This window comes from Limimaricola litoreus (genome assembly GCF_024159025.1).
GTDB classification, from domain to species: Bacteria; Pseudomonadota; Alphaproteobacteria; order Rhodobacterales; family Rhodobacteraceae; genus Limimaricola; species Limimaricola litoreus.
Window position 1 is genome coordinate 26,306 of sequence record NZ_JAMYXC010000271.1, and the last position, 21,855, is coordinate 48,160.

At 69.1% G+C, this 21,855-nt stretch carries 16 protein-coding genes; 4 read left to right on the forward strand and 12 right to left on the reverse strand.

The annotated features are described in order from the left end of the window. Positions 1–44: 44 nt before the first annotated feature. The 3 genes from NHG85_RS16870 to NHG85_RS16880 all read right to left on the reverse strand — a co-directional run bounded on the left by NHG85_RS16870 (position 45) and on the right by NHG85_RS16880 (position 4,000). A complete protein-coding gene (locus NHG85_RS16870) occupies positions 45–1,214 on the reverse strand; it encodes a substrate-binding domain-containing protein (protein ID WP_253334587.1) in 1,170 nt (389 codons plus the stop codon). Between the two features lie 125 nt (positions 1,215–1,339). Then, entirely contained in the window at positions 1,340–2,161 is an 822-nt protein-coding gene (locus tag NHG85_RS16875; protein ID WP_253334589.1) for a TlpA family protein disulfide reductase, read from the reverse strand. A gap of 69 nt (positions 2,162–2,230) precedes the next feature. Next, entirely contained in the window at positions 2,231–4,000 is a 1,770-nt protein-coding gene (locus tag NHG85_RS16880) for a glycoside hydrolase family 15 protein (protein WP_253334591.1), read from the reverse strand. A gap of 155 nt (positions 4,001–4,155) precedes the next feature. Here NHG85_RS16880 and egtB point away from each other — a divergent pair, with 155 nt between their 5' ends. After that, positions 4,156–5,418, forward strand: a complete 1,263-nt coding sequence (egtB, locus tag NHG85_RS16885) for an ergothioneine biosynthesis protein EgtB (protein WP_253334593.1) — start codon at positions 4,156–4,158, stop codon at positions 5,416–5,418. On the opposite strand, the gene NHG85_RS16890 is transcribed toward egtB, so the two are convergent. From NHG85_RS16890 to putA, 9 genes are all read right to left on the reverse strand, one after another. Beyond that, complete coding sequence (locus NHG85_RS16890; RefSeq protein WP_253334595.1) at positions 5,415–5,885, reverse strand: Lrp/AsnC family transcriptional regulator; 471 nt, start codon at positions 5,883–5,885, stop codon at positions 5,415–5,417. The genes egtB and NHG85_RS16890 overlap by 4 nt on opposite strands. A 62-nt stretch (positions 5,886–5,947) precedes the next feature. Next, entirely contained in the window at positions 5,948–6,724 is a 777-nt protein-coding gene (locus NHG85_RS16895; RefSeq protein WP_253334596.1) for a crotonase/enoyl-CoA hydratase family protein, read from the reverse strand. Beyond that, entirely contained in the window at positions 6,721–7,572 is an 852-nt protein-coding gene (locus NHG85_RS16900) for a hydroxymethylglutaryl-CoA lyase (protein ID WP_253334597.1), read from the reverse strand. Before NHG85_RS16900 ends, NHG85_RS16895 begins: the two co-directional genes overlap by 4 nt. Continuing rightward, a complete protein-coding gene (locus NHG85_RS16905; protein ID WP_253334599.1) occupies positions 7,565–9,553 on the reverse strand; it encodes an acetyl/propionyl/methylcrotonyl-CoA carboxylase subunit alpha in 1,989 nt (662 codons plus the stop codon). The genes NHG85_RS16900 and NHG85_RS16905 overlap by 8 nt, the downstream gene beginning before the upstream one ends. Beyond that, entirely contained in the window at positions 9,553–9,963 is a 411-nt protein-coding gene (locus NHG85_RS16910; protein WP_253334617.1) for an ASCH domain-containing protein, read from the reverse strand. Before NHG85_RS16910 ends, NHG85_RS16905 begins: the two co-directional genes overlap by 1 nt. 7 nt (positions 9,964–9,970) lie before the next feature. Beyond that, positions 9,971–11,578, reverse strand: coding sequence for a carboxyl transferase domain-containing protein (locus NHG85_RS16915; RefSeq protein ID WP_253334601.1), 1,608 nt, complete (start codon positions 11,576–11,578; stop codon positions 9,971–9,973). Beyond that, complete coding sequence (locus NHG85_RS16920; RefSeq protein WP_253334603.1) at positions 11,578–12,741, reverse strand: isovaleryl-CoA dehydrogenase; 1,164 nt, start codon at positions 12,739–12,741, stop codon at positions 11,578–11,580. Before NHG85_RS16920 ends, NHG85_RS16915 begins: the two co-directional genes overlap by 1 nt. An 11-nt stretch (positions 12,742–12,752) precedes the next feature. Further along, positions 12,753–16,220 (reverse strand): indolepyruvate ferredoxin oxidoreductase family protein, encoded by a 3,468-nt coding sequence (locus NHG85_RS16925; RefSeq protein WP_253334605.1) that lies wholly within the window; start codon positions 16,218–16,220, stop codon positions 12,753–12,755. Between the two features lie 232 nt (positions 16,221–16,452). Beyond that, positions 16,453–19,929, reverse strand: a complete 3,477-nt coding sequence (putA, locus tag NHG85_RS16930) for a bifunctional proline dehydrogenase/L-glutamate gamma-semialdehyde dehydrogenase PutA (protein WP_253334607.1) — start codon at positions 19,927–19,929, stop codon at positions 16,453–16,455. Between the two features lie 123 nt (positions 19,930–20,052). Here putA and NHG85_RS16935 point away from each other — a divergent pair, with 123 nt between their 5' ends. From NHG85_RS16935 to NHG85_RS16945, 3 genes are all read left to right on the forward strand, one after another. Further along, a complete protein-coding gene (locus NHG85_RS16935) occupies positions 20,053–20,523 on the forward strand; it encodes an Lrp/AsnC family transcriptional regulator (protein WP_253334609.1) in 471 nt (156 codons plus the stop codon). A gap of 112 nt (positions 20,524–20,635) precedes the next feature. Continuing rightward, positions 20,636–21,244 carry a CDP-alcohol phosphatidyltransferase family protein gene (locus NHG85_RS16940; RefSeq protein WP_253334611.1) on the forward strand — a complete coding sequence of 203 codons (609 nt, stop codon included), beginning with the start codon at positions 20,636–20,638 and terminating at the stop codon, positions 21,242–21,244. Positions 21,245–21,286: 42 nt separating this feature from the next. After that, positions 21,287–21,855 (forward strand): NAD-dependent epimerase/dehydratase family protein (locus tag NHG85_RS16945; protein WP_253334613.1); only part of this gene is annotated, 569 nt, incomplete at its 3' end.

The window sequence follows — 21,855 nt, forward strand, 5'->3', positions numbered from 1 at the left end:
GCCGGGCCGGACAGGCCCGACCCGACCCGGCCTGGCCTGGCGCATCAGTTGCGAACGGGGATCTCCATGTCGTCGATGCCCAGCTCGCGCACGAGCACCGGCACGCCATAATCCTTACCCTCCTGTACCTCGGTGCGGAAGTGGTACATGGATTGCAGCGCTTGGTGGTCCTCGGCGCGGAACCGCATGGTCCCCTTCGGGGTCTCCCACTCCATGCCCTCCATCGCCTCGATCAGCGCTTCGGTCTCGGTCGAACCCGCCGCCCGGATCGCTTCGACCACGGCCAGCCCCGCGGCCATGCCGCCGGCGGTGAAGAAATCGGGCGGGCTGTCGAAGCGCGCCATGTGCTCTTCGACCAGCCAGTCGTTCACCGCGTTGTCGGGGATCTCGTGGTAGTAATAGGTCGCGCCTTCGAGGCCGGGCAGATCCTTGTAGGCGGTGAGCGCCGCGAGGATGTTGCCGCCCGTGGCGATCTCGATGTCATGGCGCGACGGGTCCATGGCGTTGATCTTGCCCATCGGATTGCCGCCGCCGGCCCAGATGATGAAGAGCTTCTTTTCGCCCTCGACCCCGTCCATCGTCGCAAAGATGCGCTCGGCGGCAGCGGTGAAATCGGTGGTGTCGGTCGGCACGTATTCCTCATGCGCGATGCTGGCGCCGGTGTCCTCAAGCGCCTCGCGGAAGGCCGCCACCCCGTCGCGGCCAAAGGCATAGTCCTGCGCCAGCGTGGCGATGGTCACTCCCTCGCCGCCCAGCGCCACGGCGTTGGAGATCGCGTCTTGGCTGGAGTTGCGCCCGGTGCGAAAGATGTAGCGGTTCCAGTCCGAGCCGGTGATCGAATCCGCCACCGCCGGCTCTACGATCAGGATCTTTTCGTATTCGGCGGCCACCGGCAGCATCGCGAGCGCCACGCCCGAGCTGACCGGTCCCACGGCGATGTCGGCACCGTCGTCGCCATAGGCCTCGGCAAGGACGGCGCGGCCGATGTCGGGCTTGGACTGGGTGTCCTTTTCGAGCACGACGATCTTTTCGCCGTCGATCTCCATCGTGCCGTCCGTCGCGTATTCGAGACCGAGCATCAGCCCCTCGTGCGACTGGCTGGCATAGGCCTCGAGCGGGCCGGTCTTGCCATAGACATGGGCGATGGTGATGTCGGCCTGAGCTGGCAATGCGCAGCCCAGAAGGACGGCCGTGGCCGTGAGCACTCGTGTCATCCCGGGTCTCCTCCCCCTTCGGAACATGGCCCCTTGCGGGGCCCGTCTTGTGAGGGGGAGGTTAGGCGCGGCCGCCGTCACCGGTCAAGCGCGGCGGCGGCCAAGCCTCTGCGTTGCCCAATTTTTCACCTTTTGCGTGCGGATTTTCGCGCCGAGGTCAGCGCCCCGATCAGCGCCGTGGCGCCAAGCCCGATCGTCGCGGCCGCGGCCGCCGTGCGCCACTGCGGCGGCAGCGGGCGGTAAAGATCGGCGATGCGCGCCAGCGCCGCCACCGGCGGCGCGGCCTTCCACAGATCGGCCTCGGCCCGCTTGCCCGAGCGCTGCGTGACCTCGCGCATCATGCCGATGCCCGCGGCCATCGGCTTGAGCCGGGCCGTGCTCTCGCGTTTCTTCGGCATGCGCCCCTTCGACACCGCCTCCAGCGCATCGGCGAGGCTCTCGTCATCCCCGGCCCAGAGGCCCCGATAGATGATCGTGCCTTCGCGATCGGTGAGCCAGACCGCGTTGGGTTTCTCGTCGAGCTGCTTGTGCAGCGTGCCCTGGGTGTCGTCCACCGCCACGGCCCAGGGCAGCCTGTCGCGCTCCTTGAGAATGCGGGCGTTGCGGATCTTGGCATCCATGTCGTGCGGCTGATCGAACCGCTCGCCGGGATGCGCCTCGCGCACATGCAGCATGACGAAGACCACTTGCCCGCCGTAGCGGCGGTGGAGCTTCTTCATGGCCGGGTTCGAGGCCGCGGTCATCGGGCAGGTGTAGGAGCCGGTGACGAGCAGCATCGGCTTGTTACCGGTGATCGCGTGGCTGCGGATGCGCCCGCCCGTGGCGGCGGGCAGGTCGAAGACCGGCAGCCGGTCGCCCGGCCCCGGCGTGCCGGGGCGGAACGCCATATCCTTGTTCAGGGTGCTGGCCTGGACGTGGTCATAGACGTAGTCGCTGGTCGAAGTCATGTTCGTCTCCGCGTCTGGTGTTTCATCTGTCGGGGTGACAACCCGCGAAAGCCCGAGCCGTTCGATTTCTCATGCAGATGCGTCGAGCGCCCGGTTCAGGTCGATCACCGCGCCGATCAGCCCGGCATGGGCAAAGGCCTGCGGAATGTTGCCCAGCATCTCGCCGCTGCGCGGATCGGCCTCTTCGGAAAACAGGCCGAGATCGTTGGCCTGTGCGACATTGGCCGCGATGATGGCGCGCGCGCGCTCCAGCTCGCCGCGCATCACCCAGTATTGCGCCACCCAGAAACCGGCGGCGATGAAGACCCCCTCGCGCCGGCCGTCGTCGCATTCGAGGCGGCGGTGGTAAAGCTGGCCGTCCGGGCTCCAGTCACGCTCCAGTGCCGCCATGGTGGCGATCATTTCGGGCGTGTCGGCGGCGCAGTAATCCCAGACCGGAAACAGCGCCGCGGTCACGTCGACCTCTTCCGCGCCGGGATAGACCGCATAGGCCCCTTCCGAGGTCAGCCCGTTCCTCGTCACCCAGTCGCGGATTTCGCCCGCCGCGGCGCGCCAGCGGGCGGCCTCGGCCTCGTCGGCATAGGCGGCCGCCGATTCCAGCGCGCAGGCGGCGACAACCTTGCCCGAGACATAGGGCATGGGCGGCGTCTCCTCCCAGATGCCATGATCGTCCTGCTGCCAGTTGTCGGCGAGGAAATCGCAGATGTCGGCGACGACGTCCCAGTGGGCATGTCCGTCGGACTTGCCCTCGCGGTAGAGAAGCTTCGCCGCCAGCGCCACGTTGGCATAGGCGTCGAGCTGCAGCTGATCGGCGGCGCCATTGCCGATCCGCACGGGGCGCGAGCCGCGCCAGCCCTCGAAGGGCAGCTCGGTCTCGCGCGGTGCGGTCTCGCAATCGAGATTGGTGAACACCGCCATGGGATACTTTTCGGAGGTGCCGGTGCAGCGGCAGATGAACTTCAGGTATTGCTCGCCCTCGCTGTCCCTCTGACACAGGCGCAGCAGCGCCGAGACGATCATGCCCGCGTCGCGCAGCCAGACGTAGCGGTAGTCGTAATTGCGCCCGCCGCCCGCGATCTCGGGCAGCGATGTGGTCACGGCGGCGACGGTGGCGCCGCTTTCCTCGTGGGTGCACAGCCGGATCGCGCGCAAGGATCGGCGAACCTCATCGGCAAAGGCGCCGTCGTAGTTCACCGCCGCGTCGAGCCCGCGCCAATGGCCCAGCGTGTGGCCGCGCCAATTGTCGAGCGTCGCATGGTCGGCCCCGGCCAGCGGCGCGTCGGACAGCAGCATCCAGCCTGTCTCCCCCGCAGGAAGCTCCATCACCACGCGGTGATCCTCGATCCGCAGCGGATGCGATCCCTGCAGCCCCATCCCCTCGACCGAAACGCCCGTCTCCATCGCCTCCAGCTTCGCCGTGCCGCGCCCATAGCCGGGCCGCGCGTCGAGCACGATCCGCACATCGGCGGGGGCTGCGCCGAACTCGCGCACCAGCACCCCGGTCGGGGCCTGCGGGCCGGAGGTCATCCAGTCAAGCACGACGAGATCGCCGCCGGGCGCGCGGATTGTGGTCTCCAACATGCCGCTGCCGTCGAGATAGCGGCGCGGCCCCTGTTCCGCGCCCTCCATCTCGATCCGCCAGTCGCCGCCCTCGGGGTCGAGCAGCCCGGCAAGCAGGCTCGGCCCGTCGAAGCGGCAGGGGCAATACCACAGGATGCGGCCCATCCGGTCGATCACGGCGGCGCTGCGACGGTCGCCCACCACGCCAAGATCGCGGATCGGTGTTTCGTTCGTGGGCATCCCCGCCGCGCGGGTGGTCTCGGGGCGGGCTGTCGACATATGGGTCTCCTTCACGCATCAAACCGGTGCGCGGGAGCCGGGTTCCGACCGGACAGGAGATGTTCCTCGGTGCGAGAGAGCGCCCATGCCCGCCAAGCCGCAGGAACCCCGCCTTCGAGCCACGCGTTTTCGCGGCAGCAGAACGAGGGATTTCCATGCAGACCAAGCCCCAGCCCGGCCTCGCCGAAGCCTCCACGGCGCGCGACCTGTTTCGCGCCACCCGCGCCCGAAGCCGCGAACTCGTGGCCGATCTCGCACCCGAGGACATGGTGGTGCAGTCGATGGAGGACGCCTCTCCTACCAAGTGGCACCTCGCCCATACCTCGTGGTTCTTCGAGCAGTTCATCCTGCGCGAGCGGGTGCCGGGCTATGCCTCCCCCGACGAACGCTTCGCTTTCCTGTTCAACTCCTATTACGTGCAGGCCGGGCCCCGCCACGCCCGATCGCAGCGCGGGCTGATCACCCGGCCCAGCGTCGCCGAGGTGATGGCGTACCGCGCCCATGTCGAGGCGGCGATGGAGGATCTGCTGGCGCAGGGCCACGAGGAGGTGGCGGAGTTGACCACGTTGGGCTGTCACCACGAGATGCAGCACCAGGAGCTGCTGCTGACCGATCTTCTGCACGCGCTGTCGTTCAACCCGCTGATGCCCGCGATCCGCGCGCCGGAGCCGCGCGCGGTCTCGGAATCGATGCCGCAGGGCTGGGTTCGATTCGATGGCGGCATCCGCGAGATCGGCCATGCGGGCGAGGGCTTCGCCTATGATTGCGAGGGGCCGCGCCACGAGGTGCTGCTGCGGCCCTACGAGCTGGCGACCCGCCCCGTCACCAATGCCGAGTGGATCGCCTTCATCGAAGATGGCGGCTATTCGGATGCCTGGTACTGGCTGATGGAGGGCCATGCGCGCGCGCAGGCCGAAGGCTGGGACGCGCCGCTCTACTGGTGGAAGCAGGAGGACGAGTGGTGGAGCTTCACCGCGCGCGGGGCGCAGCCCGTGGACCCGAACGCGCCGGTCGTGCATGTCAGCTTCTACGAGGCCGAGGCCTTTGCCCGCTGGGCGGGCGCCAGGCTGCCGACCGAGGCCGAGTGGGAGGTCGCGGCGCAGGGCAGCGAGATCGCGGGCAACTTCATGGATGACGGCGCGCTGCGTCCCCTGCCCGGCCAGCCCGGTGAAGGCCTGCAGCAGATGCATGGCGATGTCTGGGAATGGACGCGCAGCGGCTTCGACCCCTACCCCGGCTTTCGTCCGCCCGAGGGCGCGATCGGTGAATACAACGGCAAGTTCATGGTGAATCAATACGTGCTGCGCGGCGGCTCCTGCGCCACGCCGCGCGCGCAGATGCGCCACAGCTACCGCAACTTCTTCCACCCCGACCGGCGCTGGCAGATGAGCGGGCTCAGGCTGGCGCGCGACGCCTAGAGCGGCACGTCGGTGGTGTTCTTGATCTCGCGCAGCGTCACGCTGGTGGAGATCGAGAGCACATGCGGCAGCTGCACCAGCGCGTTCTTCACCGTGCTCTCGTAATGCCGGATCGAGCGGGCCAGCACCCGCAGCAGATAGTCGTGATCGCCCGAGACCGAGTAGCACTGCACCACTTCGGAAATGCCTGCCACGGCGGCCTCGAACTCTTCGAGGTGCTCGCGGCTGTGGCCGTTCATCCGCACCGCGCAGAACACGGTGATCTCGAAGCCCGCCGCGATGGGATCGACGATGTGCCGCCGCTCCTCGATCACGCCGGCCTCGCGCATCCGCGCCAGCCTGCGCCAGCACGGCGTGTGCGACAGGCCGAGCCGTTCGCCGACCTCGCGCAGCGTCAGCTCCGGCTCGGCCTGCAAAAGCCGCAGCAGGCGGCGGTCGGTCTCATCGAGTGTGATCGTTTCGCCCATTGCGCCCCATCCCCGGCGGCGATCCTCTCGACCGGCGGGGGCGGCGTCAATGGGCGCGCCCGTCATGCCCAGCGCGCCGGGCGCTTTTCGAGAAAGGCGGCGATCCCCTCCTCGGCCTCGGGGCTTTCCCACGCCTCGACCAGCCGGTCGATGGTGGCCTCGATCACGGCCTCGTCGATGCGCGGCCCGAGGCTGCGGGCCAGCGCCTTGGCCCGCGCGGCGGCGCCGCGCGCGATCTTGAGATAGGGTGCCACCTCGGCCTCGACGGCGGCGTCGAGATCGGCCGCCGCCGCCGCGCGCGTCGCGATGCCCAAGCGGACCGCTTCCTCCGCGCCGAAGATCCGCGCCGACATGAAAACCTGCCGCGCCCGCCCCTCGCCCATCCGGGCGAGCACATAGGGCGAGATCGTCGCCGGGATGATGCCGAGCCTGGTTTCGGTAAAGCCGAAGCGGCACCCCTCCTCGGCCACCACCACGTCGCAGATGCAGGCCATGCCGACACCGCCGCCATAGGCGCCGCCATGCACGCGCCCGATCAGCGGGCTGGGCATGGTGTTGAGCGCATCGAGCATGCCCGCCAGCCGCCGCGCCTCGGCGCGCCGCCCCTCGCGGTCGGCCCGGATCTGCGCCTGCATCCATGTGAGGTCGCCGCCCGCGCAGAACACCTCGCCCGCGCCGCGCAGCACCACGGCACGGGCCTGCGCCCCCTCGGCCCGCGACAGCGCCGTCAGCTCGTCCATCATCTGTGCCGAAAGCGCGTTGCGCCGCTCAGGCGCGTTCAGCGTGACGGTGAGCACGCCGCGCGCGTCGGTCTCCAGCTTCAGCGTCTCATAGCTCATGCGCGCAACTCCTTGGCGAAACCCGCCGTTTCGGCCAATCGCTTCGCATCAAGCCCGGTCTCGAAGCCGCGCGCTTCCAGCATCAGGGCCAGCCCTTCGGTCGCGACGTTACCGGCGGCACCCGGCGCGAAGGGGCAGCCGCCCAGGCCGCCGATGCTGGCGTCGAACACCCGCAGGCCTCGCTCGAGACAGGTGGCCACGTTGTCGAGCGCGCGGCCCGAGGTGTCGTGGAAATGCCCGGCGAGCTTTTCGGCGGGCAGGCGCGCGAGCACGGCGTCGAGCATCGCGTCGGTGTCTTCCGGCCGCGCCCGCCCCAAGGTCTCGCCGAGCGAAATCTCGTAGCAGCCCATGTCGAGCAGCCGCGCCGCGACCTCGGCCACCGCCTCGGGAGCGACCGCGCCGTCATGGGGGCAATGCGTCACGCAGGAGACATAGCCGCGCACTGGCAGCCCGGCGGCTTTCGCGGCCTCCATGACTGGGGCGAAACGCTCCATGCTCTCGGCGATGGAGCAGCCGATATTGGCTTGGCTGAAGCCCTCGGAGGCCGAGGCGAAGATCGCGACTTCCTCGGCCTCGGCTTCGCGCGCCGCAATGAGGCCTCGCAGGTTCGGGGTCAGCGCCGCGTAGCGGATGGCGGGATCGCGCGCGATCCCCGCCAGCACCTGCGCCGCGTCGGCCATCTGCGGCACCCGCTTGGGGTTCACGAAGCTGGTCACCTCGATGCGAGTGAAACCGCAGGCCGAGAGCCGGTCGACCAGTTCGATCTTGGCCTCGGCGGGGATGATCCGCGCCTCGTTCTGCAGCCCGTCGCGGGGCCCGACCTCCACGATCTCGACGCGCTCAGTCATCCTGCGCCTCCAGCGTCAGCAGCAGGTCGCCGTCGGAGACCTGCGATCCCTCGTTTGCGAGCACCTCGGCCACCACCCCGTCGCGCGGCGCAGTGAGGGTGTGCTCCATCTTCATCGCCTCGAGGATGGCGAGCGGCTGGCCCTTCTCGACCTTTTGCCCGGCCTCGGCGCGCATCCGCTTCACCAGCCCCGGCATCGGTGCCGCGATGGCGTTGCCGCCCGCGCCCGCGGCTTCGGCGGCAGCGAGCGGATCGGGAATGGCGAAGACAAAGGCCCGGCCCGCATCCCACACGGTGACCGACTGGCCGTGCCGCGCCGCCTCGGCCCGGAAGCGGCGGCCCGCGACCGTCACCTCCAGCCCCTTGGTGTCACGTGAAACGCCCGTTTCGGTCCCCTCGCGGTGCCAGCTTCCCGGCCCGTCGCGCAGGAGCGCCACGTCGAGCGTCTCGCCCTCGCGTTCCAGCGCCACGTGGATCTCGGACGCGCCCCAGTTCCGGAACCCCCTGAGCGCGTCCCACGGCCCCTCGCCCCCGGGCGGGTGGTCGAGCCCGGAGGCCACCAGCGCGGCCAGCACCGGCACGTGATCGGGCATCGCCGGTTTGGTGGTCAGCGCGTCGAGATCCCGGCCGATCAGCCCGGTGTCGACCTCGCCCGCCCTGAAGCCCTCGTGCCGCAGGAGAGCTGCGAGAAAGCCGAGATTGGTCACGGTGCCGCCGACCTGCGTCGCCTCCAGCGCGCCCAGAAGCCGCGCCATGGCCTCCTGCCGCGTAGCGCCATGCGCGATCACCTTGGCGATCATCGGGTCGTAATGCGGGGTGATGGCGTCGCCCTCGGCCACGCCCGCATCGACGCGCAGCGCGCCCAACTCGAAGTTCGACGCGTCGGGAAAACGCAGCCGCTCCAGCCGCCCGGTCGCGGGCAGGAAGCCGCGCGCGGCATCCTCGGCATAGAGCCGCGCCTCGACCGCGTGGCCATCGATGCGCAGCTCGTCCTGCGACAGCGGCAGTTCCTCGCCGCGCGCGACCCGGATCTGCCACTCGACGAGGTCGAGCCCGGTGATCGCCTCGGTCACCGGGTGCTCGACCTGCAGGCGGGTGTTCATCTCCATGAACCAGAACCCGTCCTCGCGCAGGCCCTCCGAACCGTCGGCGATGAACTCGATCGTGCCTGCCCCGACATAGCCGATCGCACGCGCCGCCTCGACGGCGGCCGCGCCCATCGCGGCGCGGACATGCTCTGGCATGCCCGGCGCGGGGGCCTCCTCGATCACCTTCTGGTGGCGGCGCTGCAAGGAGCAGTCGCGCTCGAACAGGTGCACGACGTTGCCATGCGCATCGGCAAAGACCTGGATCTCCACGTGGCGCGGCGAGGTGACGTATTTCTCGACGAGAACAGCGGCATCGCCGAAGCTCGCCTGTCCCTCGGCCTGCGCACCCTCGAGCGCGTCGGCGAAATCCTCGGCCCGCTCGACGAGGCGCATCCCCTTGCCGCCGCCGCCCGCGCGGGCCTTGATCAGCACCGGGTAGCCAATGCGCGCCGCTTCTTCGGCCAGAACCTCCGCGTCCTGCCCCTCGCCGTGATAGCCGGGCACGACCGGCACCCCGGCCTCCTCCATCCGTTTCTTGGCCGCGTCCTTGAGACCCATGGCGCGGATCGCGGTCGCGGGCGGGCCGATGAAGACCAGCCCCGCCGCCTCGACCGCCTCGACGAAATCCGGGTTCTCGGAGAGGAAGCCGTAGCCCGGATGGATCGCGCCCGCGCCGGTCACGCGCGCGGCCTCGATGATCGCCTCCGCGCGCAGGTAGCTCTCGCCCACCGGCGCCGGGCCGATGCGCACCGCCTCGTCGGCGAGGCGCACATGCACCGCATCCGCATCCGCGTCGGAATGCACGGCGACCGTCTTCAGCCCCATCCGGCGGGCGGTGGTGATGACCCGCGCGGCGATCTCGCCGCGGTTCGCGATCAGGATCTTGTCGAACATCAGGCGAAATCCTCCACCAGCCGGAATCTCTCGCAGACCAGCATCATCTCAGGCGCCCAGCCCCCGTTGCGCTCGAAGTAACGGCGGTGGTCCGCCTGCCAGCCCTCCAGCGTCTCGTTCTCGCCCTCGGCCAGTGCGAAATCGGCATTCACGTCGCAGAAGCGGCGCTGTGTCACCTCAACCGTCTCGATCATCAGCGCCGGGCTGCCATCCCAGTTCAGCGCCACATCGCGGCGGCCGACCTTCGGCATCGGCTCGCCCGCCTCAAAATCGCGCAGCGCGCCGCAGGTCGCCCTCTTGGCGCCCGAGCGGACCAGCGCGATCAGTTCGGCGCACATCTCCGGGCCATCCCCGAAGCGGAAACTTTCGAGATCCGGATGCCGGGCCTTCAGCTCCTTCATCGTCACCATGGCCACCTCACATCCGGAAGACGCCGAAGCGCGTGTCGGGAATGGGCGCGTTCAACGCCGCCGAGAGCGACAACGCGAGCACCTCGCGGGTCTTGCGCGGATCGACGATCCCATCGTCCCAAAGCCGGGCCGAGGCATAGAGCGGGTGCGCCTGCTCCTCGAAGGTCTCGCGCAGGGGCTGCTTGAAGGCCCATTCCTCTTCCTCGGTCCAGGGCTTGCCCTGCCGCGCCAAAGCCTCGCCGCGCACCTGCGCCATGACGCCTGCCGCCTGCTCGCCGCCCATCACGCCGATCCGGCTGGCGGGCCATGTCCACAGGAAGCGGGGCGAATAGGCGCGGCCGCACATGCCGTAATTGCCAGCGCCGTAAGAGCCACCGACGATCATCGTGACCTTCGGCACTTCGGTGCTGGCCACCGCCGTGACCAGCTTGGCCCCGTCCTTGGCGATGCCGCCCGCCTCGTATTTGCGACCCACCATGAAGCCGGTGATGTTCTGCAGGAAGACCAGCGGGATCTTCCGCTGCGAGCACAGCTCGACGAAATGCGCGCCCTTCAGCGCGGCCTCGGAGAACAGCACGCCATTGTTGGCAATGATGCCCACCGGCATGCCCATGATATGCGCGAAGCCCGTCACCAGCGTCTCGCCGTAGCGCGGCTTGAACTCGTCGAGGCGCGAGCCGTCGAGCACGCGGGCCAGAAGCTCGCGGATGTCGTAGGGCTTGCGCGGATCGGCGGGCACCACGCCGAGGATCTCCTCCGGGTCGTAGAGCGGCGCCTCGACGGGACGGGTCACCACCGTCTCGGGCTTGCGGCGGTTCAGCCCCGCCACCGCCTGCCGCGCCAGCGCCAGCGCATGCGCGTCGTCGTCGGCGAGGTAGTCGGCCACGCCCGACAGCCTTGTGTGCACGTCGCCGCCACCCAGATCCTCGGCCGAAACGACTTCGCCGGTGGCAGCCTTTACCAAGGGCGGGCCGGCGAGGAAGATGGTGCCTTGTTCCTTGACGATGATGGTGACGTCCGACATGGCGGGCACATAGGCGCCGCCCGCCGTGCACGACCCCATCACCACGGCGATCTGCGGAATGCCTTTCCCGCTCATCCGGGCCTGGTTGTAGAAGATCCGCCCGAAATGGTCGCGATCGGGGAAGACCTCGTCCTGGTTGGGCAGGTTCGCGCCGCCCGAGTCGACGAGGTAGACGCAAGGCAGGTGGTTCGCCTCGGCGATCTCCTGCGCGCGCAGGTGCTTCTTGACGGTCATCGGGTAATAGGTGCCGCCCTTCACGGTGGCGTCGTTGCACAGCACCATGACCTCCTGCCCCTCGACCCGGCCGACGCCCGCGATTAGCCCCGCGCCGGGCGCGGCCCCGTCATAGAGGCCATGCGCCGCCGTGGCGCCGACCTCCAGAAACGGGCTGCCCGGATCAAGCAGCCGGGTGACGCGGTCACGGGGCAGCAGCTTGCCGCGCGAGACATGCCGCTCGCGCGCCCTCTCGCCACCACCCGCGCGGGCCGCCTCGACGGCTTCGCGCACCGTCTCCATCGCGGCGCGCTGCGCGGCCTCGTTCTCGCGAAAGCCCTCGGAGGAGGGCGACAGCGATGAGCGCAGCACCCCCATCAGCGCACCTTTGCCATCATCTCGCGCCCGATCAGCATGCGGCGGATCTCGGAAGTGCCAGCGCCGATCTCCATCAGCTTGGCGTCGCGGAAGATCCGGGAGACCGCGCTTTCGTTCATGAAGCCGGTGCCACCCATTGCCTGCACCGCCTGATGCGCCACCACCATCGCCTCCTCGGAGGCGTAGAGCACGCAGGCGGCGGCATCGGCGCGGGTCACCCTCCCTTCGTCGCAGGCGCGGGCCACGGCATAGACATAGGCGCGCGCCGAGCCGAGCTTGGTGTAGATGTCGGCGATCTTGCCCTGCATCAGCTGGAACTCCCCGATCGGACGCCCGAACTGCTTGCGCTCGGCGAGGTAGGGCATGATCTCGTCGAGGCAGGCGGCCATGATGCCGGTGCCTATCCCTGAGAGCACCACGCGCTCGTAATCGAGCCCCGACATCAGCACGGCGACGCCGCGCCCGACCTCGCCCAGCACGTTCTCCTCGGGAACCTCGACATTCTCGAACACCAGCTCGGCGGTGTTGGAGCCGCGCATGCCGAGCTTGTCGAAATGCTCGGAGGTGGAGAAGCCCTTCATGCCTCGCTCGACGATGAAGGCGGTGATGCCCTTGGAGCCGGCTTCGGGGTCGGTCTTGGCATAAACGACGAGGGTGTCGGCGTCGGGGCCGTTTGTGATCCAGTATTTCGTGCCGTTGAGCGTCCAGCCGCCATCGATGCGATCGGCGCGCAGGCTCATCGAGACGACGTCGGAGCCCGCGCCTGCCTCGGACATGGCAAGCGCGCCGACATGCTCGCCCGAGACCAGCTTGGGGAGGTATTTCGCCTTTTGCGCGTCGTTGCCGTTGAGCCGGATCTGGTTGACGCAGAGGTTGGAATGCGCGCCGTAGCTCAGCGCCACCGAGGCCGAGGCGCGGGCGATCTCTTCGACCGCAACGACATGCGCGAGATAGCCCATGTCAGCGCCGCCATATTCCTCGGGCACGGTGATGCCCAGAAGGCCCAGATCGCCCATCTCGCGCCACAGGTCGGCGGGAAACAGGTTGGACCTGTCGATCTCGGCGGCGCGCGGCTTCACCCGCTCCTGCGCCCAGCGGTGCACCGTCTCGCGCAAGCTGTCGCCGTCATCCCCCAGATCGAACTTCATAGCATGATCGAACATCCGCTCCCCCCTCATTCCGCCGCGAGCGTCTGCGGCGCATCGTCCATGATCGCGGCGCGCAGCGCGTCGCGCTTTGGCGCCGCCTGCTCCATCGCCGCCCGTTTCACCGGGCCGTAGCCGCGGATCTGGTCGGGCAGCTCCAGCAGCTTGAGGATTTCGGCGTCGCGCCCCTGCCCCAGCTTCGACAGCGCCAGATCCATGTCGTCTTCGTAAGCTGCGATCAGCCCCCGCTCGGCGCGGCGCTCCTCGGTGCGGCCAAAGACGTCGAACGCTGTGCCACGCAGGCGTTTGCCCTTCGCCAGAAGCCCGAACGCCTTGAGGATCCACGGCCCGAACTCGCGCTTCTTGGGGCGGCCTTCGGCATCCGTGCCGGGCAGGCCCGGAGGCGCGAGGTTGAAGGCGATCTTGTAGTCGCCGTCGAACTGCTTCTTCAGGTTCTCGGTGAATTCGGGCCGGGTGAACAGCCGCGCCACCTCGTACTCGTCCTTGTAGGACAGGAGCTTGGCATAGTTCTGCGCGACCGCGCGGGTGATCCTGTCGGCCTGCGCGTGGCCCTCGACGGCGGCGCGCATCCGTGCCACGCGATCGGTGTAGCGCCGCGCAAGCTTGGCGTCCTGATACGCGGTCAGATGGCCGGTGCGATGCGCCACGAGCTGGTCGAGCGACATGCTTGCCTGCGGCAGATGCGGCGGCTCGTCGGTCTCGCCCATCTCGGCGATCACCCGCGCCGGGTCAGCCGCCATGACGCGGCCCCAGTCGAAGGCGTCGAGGTTGGATTGCACTGCCACGCCGTTGAGCCGCACCGCCTGGGCGATGGCCTCCCGACCCACGGGGATGAAGCCCTGCTGCCAGGCATAGCCCAGCATCATGATGTTGACCGCGATCTCGTCGCCGCACAGCTCGCGCGCGACATGGGCGAAGTCGTGGAAATGCTCAGGCGAGCGCACGGTCTTCTCCACCGCGCGCATGACGCCCGCCGAGCGGAAGTCGAAATCGCGCTGGCGCACGAAATCCGAAGTGGGCGAGAGCTTGGTGCTCATCACCGCATGGGTCCGCTCGGGGTCGCACAGCGTCACCCCGTCCTTCGAAGCCGCCACCACGCTGTCCGCGGCGAGCAGCAGGTCGGCGGTGCCGGTCGCGATGCGCGGCGCGGTCGCGGGCCGCTCATGGGTGGAGATGCGGATGTGGCTCAGCACCGCGCCGCCCTTCTGCGCGAGCCCCGCCATGTCGAGGATCATCGGCGAGAGCCCCTCCATATGCGCAGCCACGCCCAGAAGCGCACCGATGGTCAGCACGCCGGTGCCCCCCACCCCGGTGACGGCGACGTTCCAGGGCCGGGTGATCTCGGGCAGCTGCGGCTCGGGCAGCATCGAGACATCGGGACCTTCGGCCGCCGGGCGCTTGTGCGGCTTGGCGCCGCGCAGCGTCACGAAGGAGGGGCAGAAACCCTTGAGACAGGAGAAATCCTTGTTGCAGGCCGACTGGTTGATCTGCCGCTTGCGGCCCAGCTCGGTTTCCAGCGGCTCGACCGCGATGCAGTTGGACTGCACCGAGCAATCGCCGCAGCCCTCGCAGACCGCGGGATCGATATGCACGCGCATGTCCGGATCATCGGCCTTGCCGCGCTTGCGGCGGCGGCGCAGCTCGGCGGCGCAGGTCTGGACATAGACCATGACAGTCACGCCTTCGATCTCGCGCAGCTCCTTCATCACCGCGTCGATCTCGTCGCGGTGGCGGATCTCGGTGCCGGGCGCGAGCTCGGAGGCGGAGTAGTTCTCAGGGTGGTCCGAGAGCAGCACGATCTTCGCCACGCCCTCGTGCTTGACCTGATGCGTCACCTGCTCGGGCGAGAGCGGCCCGTCGACCTTCTGGCCGCCGGTCATGGCGACGGCGTCGTTGTAGAGGATCTTGTAGGTGATGTTGGCGCGGGCCGCGACCGACTGGCGGATCGCGAGATGGCCGGAATGGAAGAAGGTGCCGTCGCCAAGGTTGACGAAGCGGTGCTTCTCCTCCGTGAAGAGCCCGATCGAGGACCACGGCACGCCCTCGGCGCCCATATGGGTGAAGGTCTCGGTGTTGCGGTCCATCCACTGCACCATGTAGTGGCAGCCGATCCCGGCCATCGCCTTGGAGCCCTCGGGCACCTTGGTCGAGGTGTTGTGCGGGCAGCCCGGGCAGTAATGCGGCAGGCGGGTGATCGGCGCCTCGTGGCCGGCCCCGCGCGCATGGCCCGCCTCGAGCCGCTTCAGCTCGGCCTCGATCCGGTCGTGCAGCCCCTCGGGCAGGTCGATGTGCAGCAGGCGGTCGGCGATGGCGCGGCCGACGGAGCCCACGGTGAGGCCCTGGGAAAGCGACAGGAAGGGGCGGTCCTTCTCGTCGTGCTTGCCGACGATGCGGGGCCGCACGTCGGCGCGCCAGTTGAACAGCTGCTGCTTGATTTGGTTCTCGATGATCTCGCGGCGTTCCTCGACGATCAGCACCTCGTCGAGCCCCTCGGAGAAATGGCGGATGCCCTCGGGCTCCAGCGGCCAGGGCATGCGCACCTTGTAGAGCCTCAGCCCGATCGCCTTCCACTCCTCGGGCCCGAGCCCCATCTCGGCCAGCGCCTGGCGCACGTCCTCATAGGCCTTGCCGGAGGCGACGATGCCGAAACGGGCATCGGGTGTGTCGATGGTGACCTGATCGACGCGGTTGGCGCGGGCAAAGGCCAGCGCGGCGAAGCCCTTGTGCTCCTGTAGCCGCTCGTCCTGCACCAGCGGCGCATCGGGCCAGCGCAGGTTGAGCCCGCCCTCGGGCATCTCGAAATCGGTGGGCAGCAGGAACTGCCGCCGCTCCTGCCCGAGATCGATCACGGTCGAGGTCTCGACCGTCTCGGAGATGACCTTGTAGCCGACCCAGCAGCCCGAGTAGCGCGACATGGCGATGCCGAGCAGCCCCAGTTCGAGAAACTCATGCACCGAGGAGGGGTAGAGCATCGGCATCAGCGCCGAGATGAAGGCGTGGTCCGACTGGTGCGGGATCGAGGAGGATTTGCAAGTGTGGTCGTCGCCCGCGATGGCCAGTACGCCGCCATGGGCCGAGGTGCCCGCGGCGTTGGCGTGTTTCAGCACGTCGCCCGAACGGTCCACACCCGGCCCCTTGCCGTACCACAGGCCGAGCACGCCGTCCTTCTTCGCGCCCTCTGACAGGGCAAGCTGTTGGCTGCCCCAGACGGCGGTGGCGGCGAGATCCTCGTTGACGCCGGGCTGGAAGCGGATGTCGAGCGGGTCGAGATGCTTGCGCGCGGCCATCAGCTGCTGGTCGTAGCCGCCCAGCGGCGAGCCGCGATATCCCGAGATGAAGGTGCCGGTATTGAGCCCGGCGGCGCGGTCGCGCCGCATCTGGGTCATCGGCAGGCGCACCAGCGCCTGGATACCGGTCAGAAAGACGTGGCCGGTCTCGGCCGTGTACTTGTCGTCGAGCGACATCTGCATCGTCATGCGCCCCTCCCCTGACTAATGACGATGAAAGCTTAGACCCGATCCGGCAGAACGCGGTCCCTGTTTTTGCATGACAAGCGACACTTCGCCGTGACGCCGTCACTCCCTGCCTCCGAGACGAGAAACGGCGTCACCCATTCGAGCGACGCCGTTCCCTTTCATCTTTCTTCAAATACACCTGCCACGACGGTCCGGCAGCGCATTGGCCAGAGCCTCATGGCCCCGGCCCGGGTCAGCCGACGCTGGCGAGCAGGCTGGCATTGCCGCCCGCCGCCGTGGTGTCGACGCAGACATGGCGCTCCAGATGCAGTCGCATCTCGATGTCTTCCTCGGACAGGAGCGGGATGCGCTTGCCCTCGCGCGCGGCGAGTGCCGCGCGGAAGGGGCGCAGGGCATCCGCGCCGCCGCGCAGCGCCACCGCGTCGAAGCCCGAGAGCTTCTCCAGCGCCGCCGGGTCGAGTGTGCCGTCGAGCGTCTGCTCGCCCGCAAGCCCCGGCGCGATGCCGATCGCGGCGTTGCCTGCGACGCGCGCCGTCTCCATCTGCGCTTGCGCCTCTTCGGCGGAGGGGCCGAGGCAGAGGACAGTGCCGCGCGGCACGACCGAGAGCCTGTTCGATTCCCCCGTCGGCCCCGGCAGGGTGACGGTGTCCCTGCGATCGGGATCGGGCATGGCCGCGTCGAGCAGCGCCTGCACCTTCTCGCTGGGCACCTCGCGGCCATTGGCCGGCTGGGAGGCGATACGCATTGGCTCGGTGAAGCGCGCGACGTAGTTCGGCCCGCCCGCCTTGGGCCCGGTGCCCGACAGCCCCTCGCCGCCAAAGGGCTGGGAGCCGACGATGGCGCCGATCTGGTTGCGGTTGACGTAGAGGTTGCCGACATGGACGCGCCGCGTCACATGCTCCACCCGGTCGTCGATCCGGGTATGCAGGCCGAAGGTCAGCCCGTAGCCGGTGGCGTTGACCGCATCGATCACCGCGTCGATCTCGTCCGACCTGAAGGTCGCCACATGCAGCACCGGTCCGAAAATCTCGCGTTCCAGCTCCTCGATGCCGCCCAGCTTGATCAGGGTCGGGCCGACATAAAAGCCCTTCTCGGGCGTCCCAAGCTGCCACATCAGCCGCCCCTCGGCGCGGGCCTTCTCGATATGCTCGACGATGCCGTTTTCGGCGCGCGCGTCGATTACCGGGCCGACGTCGGTCGAATGATGCCACGGATCGCCGATTCCCATCTCTTCGGCGGCGCCCTTGAGCATCTCGAGGAACCGCTCGGCCACGTCCTCCTGCAGGTAGAGCATGCGCAGCGCCGAGCAGCGCTGGCCTGCCGACTGGAAGGCCGAGTTGACGATGTCGCGCACCGCCTGCTCGGGCAGCGCAGTGGAATCGACGATCATCGCGTTGAGGCCCCCGGTCTCGGCGATCAGCGGCGCGGTCGGGTCCATGTTAGCGGCCATGGCGCGGTCGATGCCGATGGCGGTCTCGGTCGAGCCGGTGAAGCACACCCCCGCGATGCGCGGATCGGAGGTGATCGCGGCACCCACGACCTTGCCCGCGCCGGGCAGGAGCTGCAACGCATCGCGCGGCACGCCCGCCTCGTGCAGCAGCCGCACGCCCAGTGCGGCGGTCAGCGGCGTGGCCTCGGCCGGTTTCGCAAGCACGGCGTTGCCGGCGGCGAGAGCGGCGGCCACCTGCCCGGTAAAGATCGCCAGCGGGAAGTTCCACGGGCTGATGCAGGCGAAGGTGCCGCGCGCGGGGTCCTTCAGCTCCTCGCCGCGGGCGGCGTAGTAGCGCAGGAAATCGACCGCCTCGCGCAGCTCGGCCACGGCGTCTTTCGGCGTCTTGCCCGCCTCGCGCGCGGTGAGCGCGAAGAACTCATGCGCGTTCTCCTCGAACAGGTCGGCGGCGCGGCGCAGCGTGGTGCCGCGGGTCGAGGCCGGGGCCTGCCAGCGGCGCGCATTGGCGATGGCGGTTTCGACATCGGCCTTCGAGGACATCATCACCTCGCCCACCACGTCGGACGGATCGGCCGGGTTGGTGACGGGCAGCACCTCGGCGCCCTCGGCGGGCTCCTCGGTGGCGAGGATCGGCTCGGAGCGCCAGGTCGCGGACTTGAAGGCCGCGCGGCCCGTGTCGAACTCCTCGATCTGGTCGAGCGCGGTGAGATCCCAGCCCTTGGAGTTCTCGCGCTCGGGCTGGAACAGCGCACGCGGATCGCGCAGCTCCTTGGGGCGCGGACCGCCGAGCTTCTCGAACGGGTCGGCGGCGACCAGTTCGGCGGGCACGCTCTCATCGACGATCTGGTTGACGAAGGAGGAGTTCGCACCGTTTTCCAGCAGGCGGCGGACGAGATAGGCCAGAAGGTCGCGATGCGCGCCGACGGGGGCGTAGATGCGTAGCCGCGTCTCGCCGGTCTCGATCTGCTTGTCGTGCAGCGCCTCGCCCATGCCGTGCAGGCGCTGGAACTCGAAGTCGCGCCGCTCGCCCGCCATCTCCATGACGGCGGCGACGGAATGCGCGTTGTGCGTGGCGAACTGCGGATAGATCCGGTCGGTCATGCCCAAAAGCCGCTTGGCGCAGGAGAGCCACGCCACGTCGGTCGCGGCCTTTTCGGTGAAGACCGGGAAATCGGGCAGGCCCTCGACCTGTGCGCGCTTGATCTCGGTGTCCCAATAGGCGCCCTTGACGAGGCGGACCATGATCTTGCGATCGAGCTTTTCCGACAGCGCATAGAGCCAGTCGATCACCCCGCCGACGCGGCGGCCAAAGGCCTGTACCACGACGCCGAATCCGTCCCAGCCAGCAAGCTCGGGGTCGGACAGCACCGCCTCGATGATATCGAGCGAGATGTCGAGCCGATCGGCCTCCTCGGCGTCGATGTTGAGGCCCATGTTGCCCCCCTTGGCGGCGCGGGCGAGCTTCTGGAGGCGCGGCACAAGCTCGGCCATGACCCGCTCGCGCTGGGCCTCCTCGTAGCGCGGGTGCAGCGCCGAGAGCTTGACCGAGATGCCCGGGTTGTCACGGATGTCGCGCGCATCGGCCTCCTTCGAGATCCGCGCGATGGCGTCCTCGTAGCTTTTCATGAAGCCCGCCGCGTCACGCGCCGTCAGCGCCGCCTCGCCCAGCATGTCGTAGGAGTAGGTCACGCCCTTCTTCATCGGGCCCCGGCTGCGCTTGATCGCCTCGTCGATGTCGCGGCCCAGTACGAAGGTCTTGCCCATCTCGCGCATGGCGGCATAGGTCGCGGCGCGGATCACCGGCTCGCCCAGCCGCTTGATCGCGCGGCGCAGCACGAGGCCGAGCCCCTCGCCCTTTTCGTCGAGCACCTTGCCGGTGAGCATGAGCGCCCAGGTCGAGGCGTTGACCAGCGGCGATGCGGCCTTGCCCAGATGCGCGCTCCAGTCCGAGGGCGTGATCTTATCGTCGATCAGCGCGTCGATGGTTCTGGCGTCGGGCACGCGCAAGAGCGCCTCGGCAAGGCACATCAGCGCGATGCCCTCGCGGGTCGAGAGGCCGTATTCCGCGAGGAAGGCCTCCATGATTCCGGGGCGCGTGTCGTTGCGGATCGCCTGCACGAGTGCCGTGCCGCGCCGGGTCGCGGCGGCGCGGGTCTCGGGCGAAATCGGGTCGCGCGCCATCAGATCGGCGAGGACCGCGGTCTCATCGCGTCGATGATCGGCACGGATGCGGTGGCGCAGATCGTCAAGCTCGCTCATTGGCGGACCCCCTTGAGTAAATGTCCGGATCATCATACTCCTGAACAACTAAGGCGCGTTTCCCGAAAATCGACGGCAGACGCGCCTTTTGCGTTGATTTCTTCGTTATTGGCGGGACGAAAGATGAGCAATTCCGACACTGGCAGCCATCTGGACCGCACCGACTATCGCATTCTCGCCGAATTGGCTGCAAATGCTCGGCTTCCGGTCACCGAGCTGGCGGTGCGGGTCGGCCTGTCGAAATCGCCCTGCCAGGTGCGGCTCAAACGGCTTCAGGAAAAGGGCGTGATTCGGGGGTTTCGCACCGTGATCGACCCCGCCAAGCTCGGGCTCGATCATGTCGCCTTCGTCGAGGTGCGGCTGGCCGACACCACCGAGGCCTCGCTCGCCGCCTTCAACGCGGCAGTGCGCATGATCACCGAGGTCGAGCAGTGCCACCTGATCGCGGGCAGCTTCGACTATCTGCTGAAGGTGCGCACCCGCGACATCCGCAGCTACCGCGAGGTGCTGGGCAGTAAGATCTCGGCCCTGCCCGGCCTCGCCGGCACCTCGACCTATGTCTCGATGCAGCCGATCATCGACGACACGATGTGATCCCCCTCACCATCGCGTCATCCCGCGCCCCCGCAATGGACGCGGGGCTGGCGCGGCGCGATGATGGCTCGCCCCATCCGATGATGGTCCGCCCCAGCCAAGGACGCCTTGCATGCTCGACGCCGCCGCCCGCCGCCTGATCGACGCGCCGCTGAACCGGCTGGGCCGCGCGCTGGCCCGGCGCGGCGCGACCGCCGACGGGGTGACGCTGGCGGGGCTGGGCCTGGGGCTCTTCTCGGCCGCGCTCATTGCGCTGGGCGCGCCGGGCTGGGCGCTCTGGCCGCTTCTGGCCTCGCGGCTGGCCGACGGGCTCGACGGGGCGGTGGCGCGGGCGACGCGCAGGACAGATTGGGGCGGCTATCTCGACATCGCCGCCGATTTCGCCTTCTACGGCGCGGTGCCGCTGGCCTTCGTCCTGGCCGATCCGGCGGCCAATGGCGCGGCAGGCGGCTTCCTGCTCGCGGCCTTCTACTTCAACGGCACGACGTTCCTCGGCTATGCGATCCTCGCGGAAAAGCGTGCCATGCAGACCTCGGCGCAGGGCATCAAGTCGCTCTATTTCTCGAACGGCCTGCTGGAGGGCACCGAGACGATCGGCTTCTTCGTGGCACTGTGCCTGTGGCCCGGCTGGTTCGCGCCGATGGCATGGGGCTTCGGGGCGCTGTGCTATCTGAGCGGCAGTTTGCGGCTGATCGGCGCGCGCGCGGCCTTCCGGGGCTGAGGGGATCTGGCGCGATCCGCCGCGATCGGTTAGCCGGGAAGGATGATCTCGGACACAGCGCAGACAGGCCCCCTGATTCTCGGCGGCACCGGCCGCATCGGCCGGGCGCTGCGCCGTCTGGCGGATGACGGCCATTGGCCCATGGGGCGCGCCGCGCTGTGGCACGGCCGCCGGGGCGACTATGCCTGGGACATGCGCGAAACACCCCCCGCCCTGCCGCGCCCGGTGCGCGGCGTGGTGGTTCTGGCGGGCGTCACCGAAGGTGCGCCCGACGCGCTCGCGGCCAACACCGATCTGGCGCTGGCCGCGCTGCGGTTGGCCGCGCGCGAGAGGCTCGGGCCGGTGCTGCTGATGTCCTCGGCCGCGGTCTATGGCCGGGAGGCAGACCCCGGCCGAGAGGACACCGCCGCACCGGCCGCGCCCTACGGCGAGGCCAAGCTGGCAATGGAGCGCGCCGTCACGGCCGAGGTCAGGCGCCTTGGCGCGCAGGCCCCGGCGGCCTGCTGCCTGCGGCTTGCCAACGTCGCGGGCTGCGACCAGCTCTTCGGTGCGATGTCGGCCGGACCGGTGACGCTGGACCGCTTCGAGGCCGGGCGCGCGCCGCGCCGCGC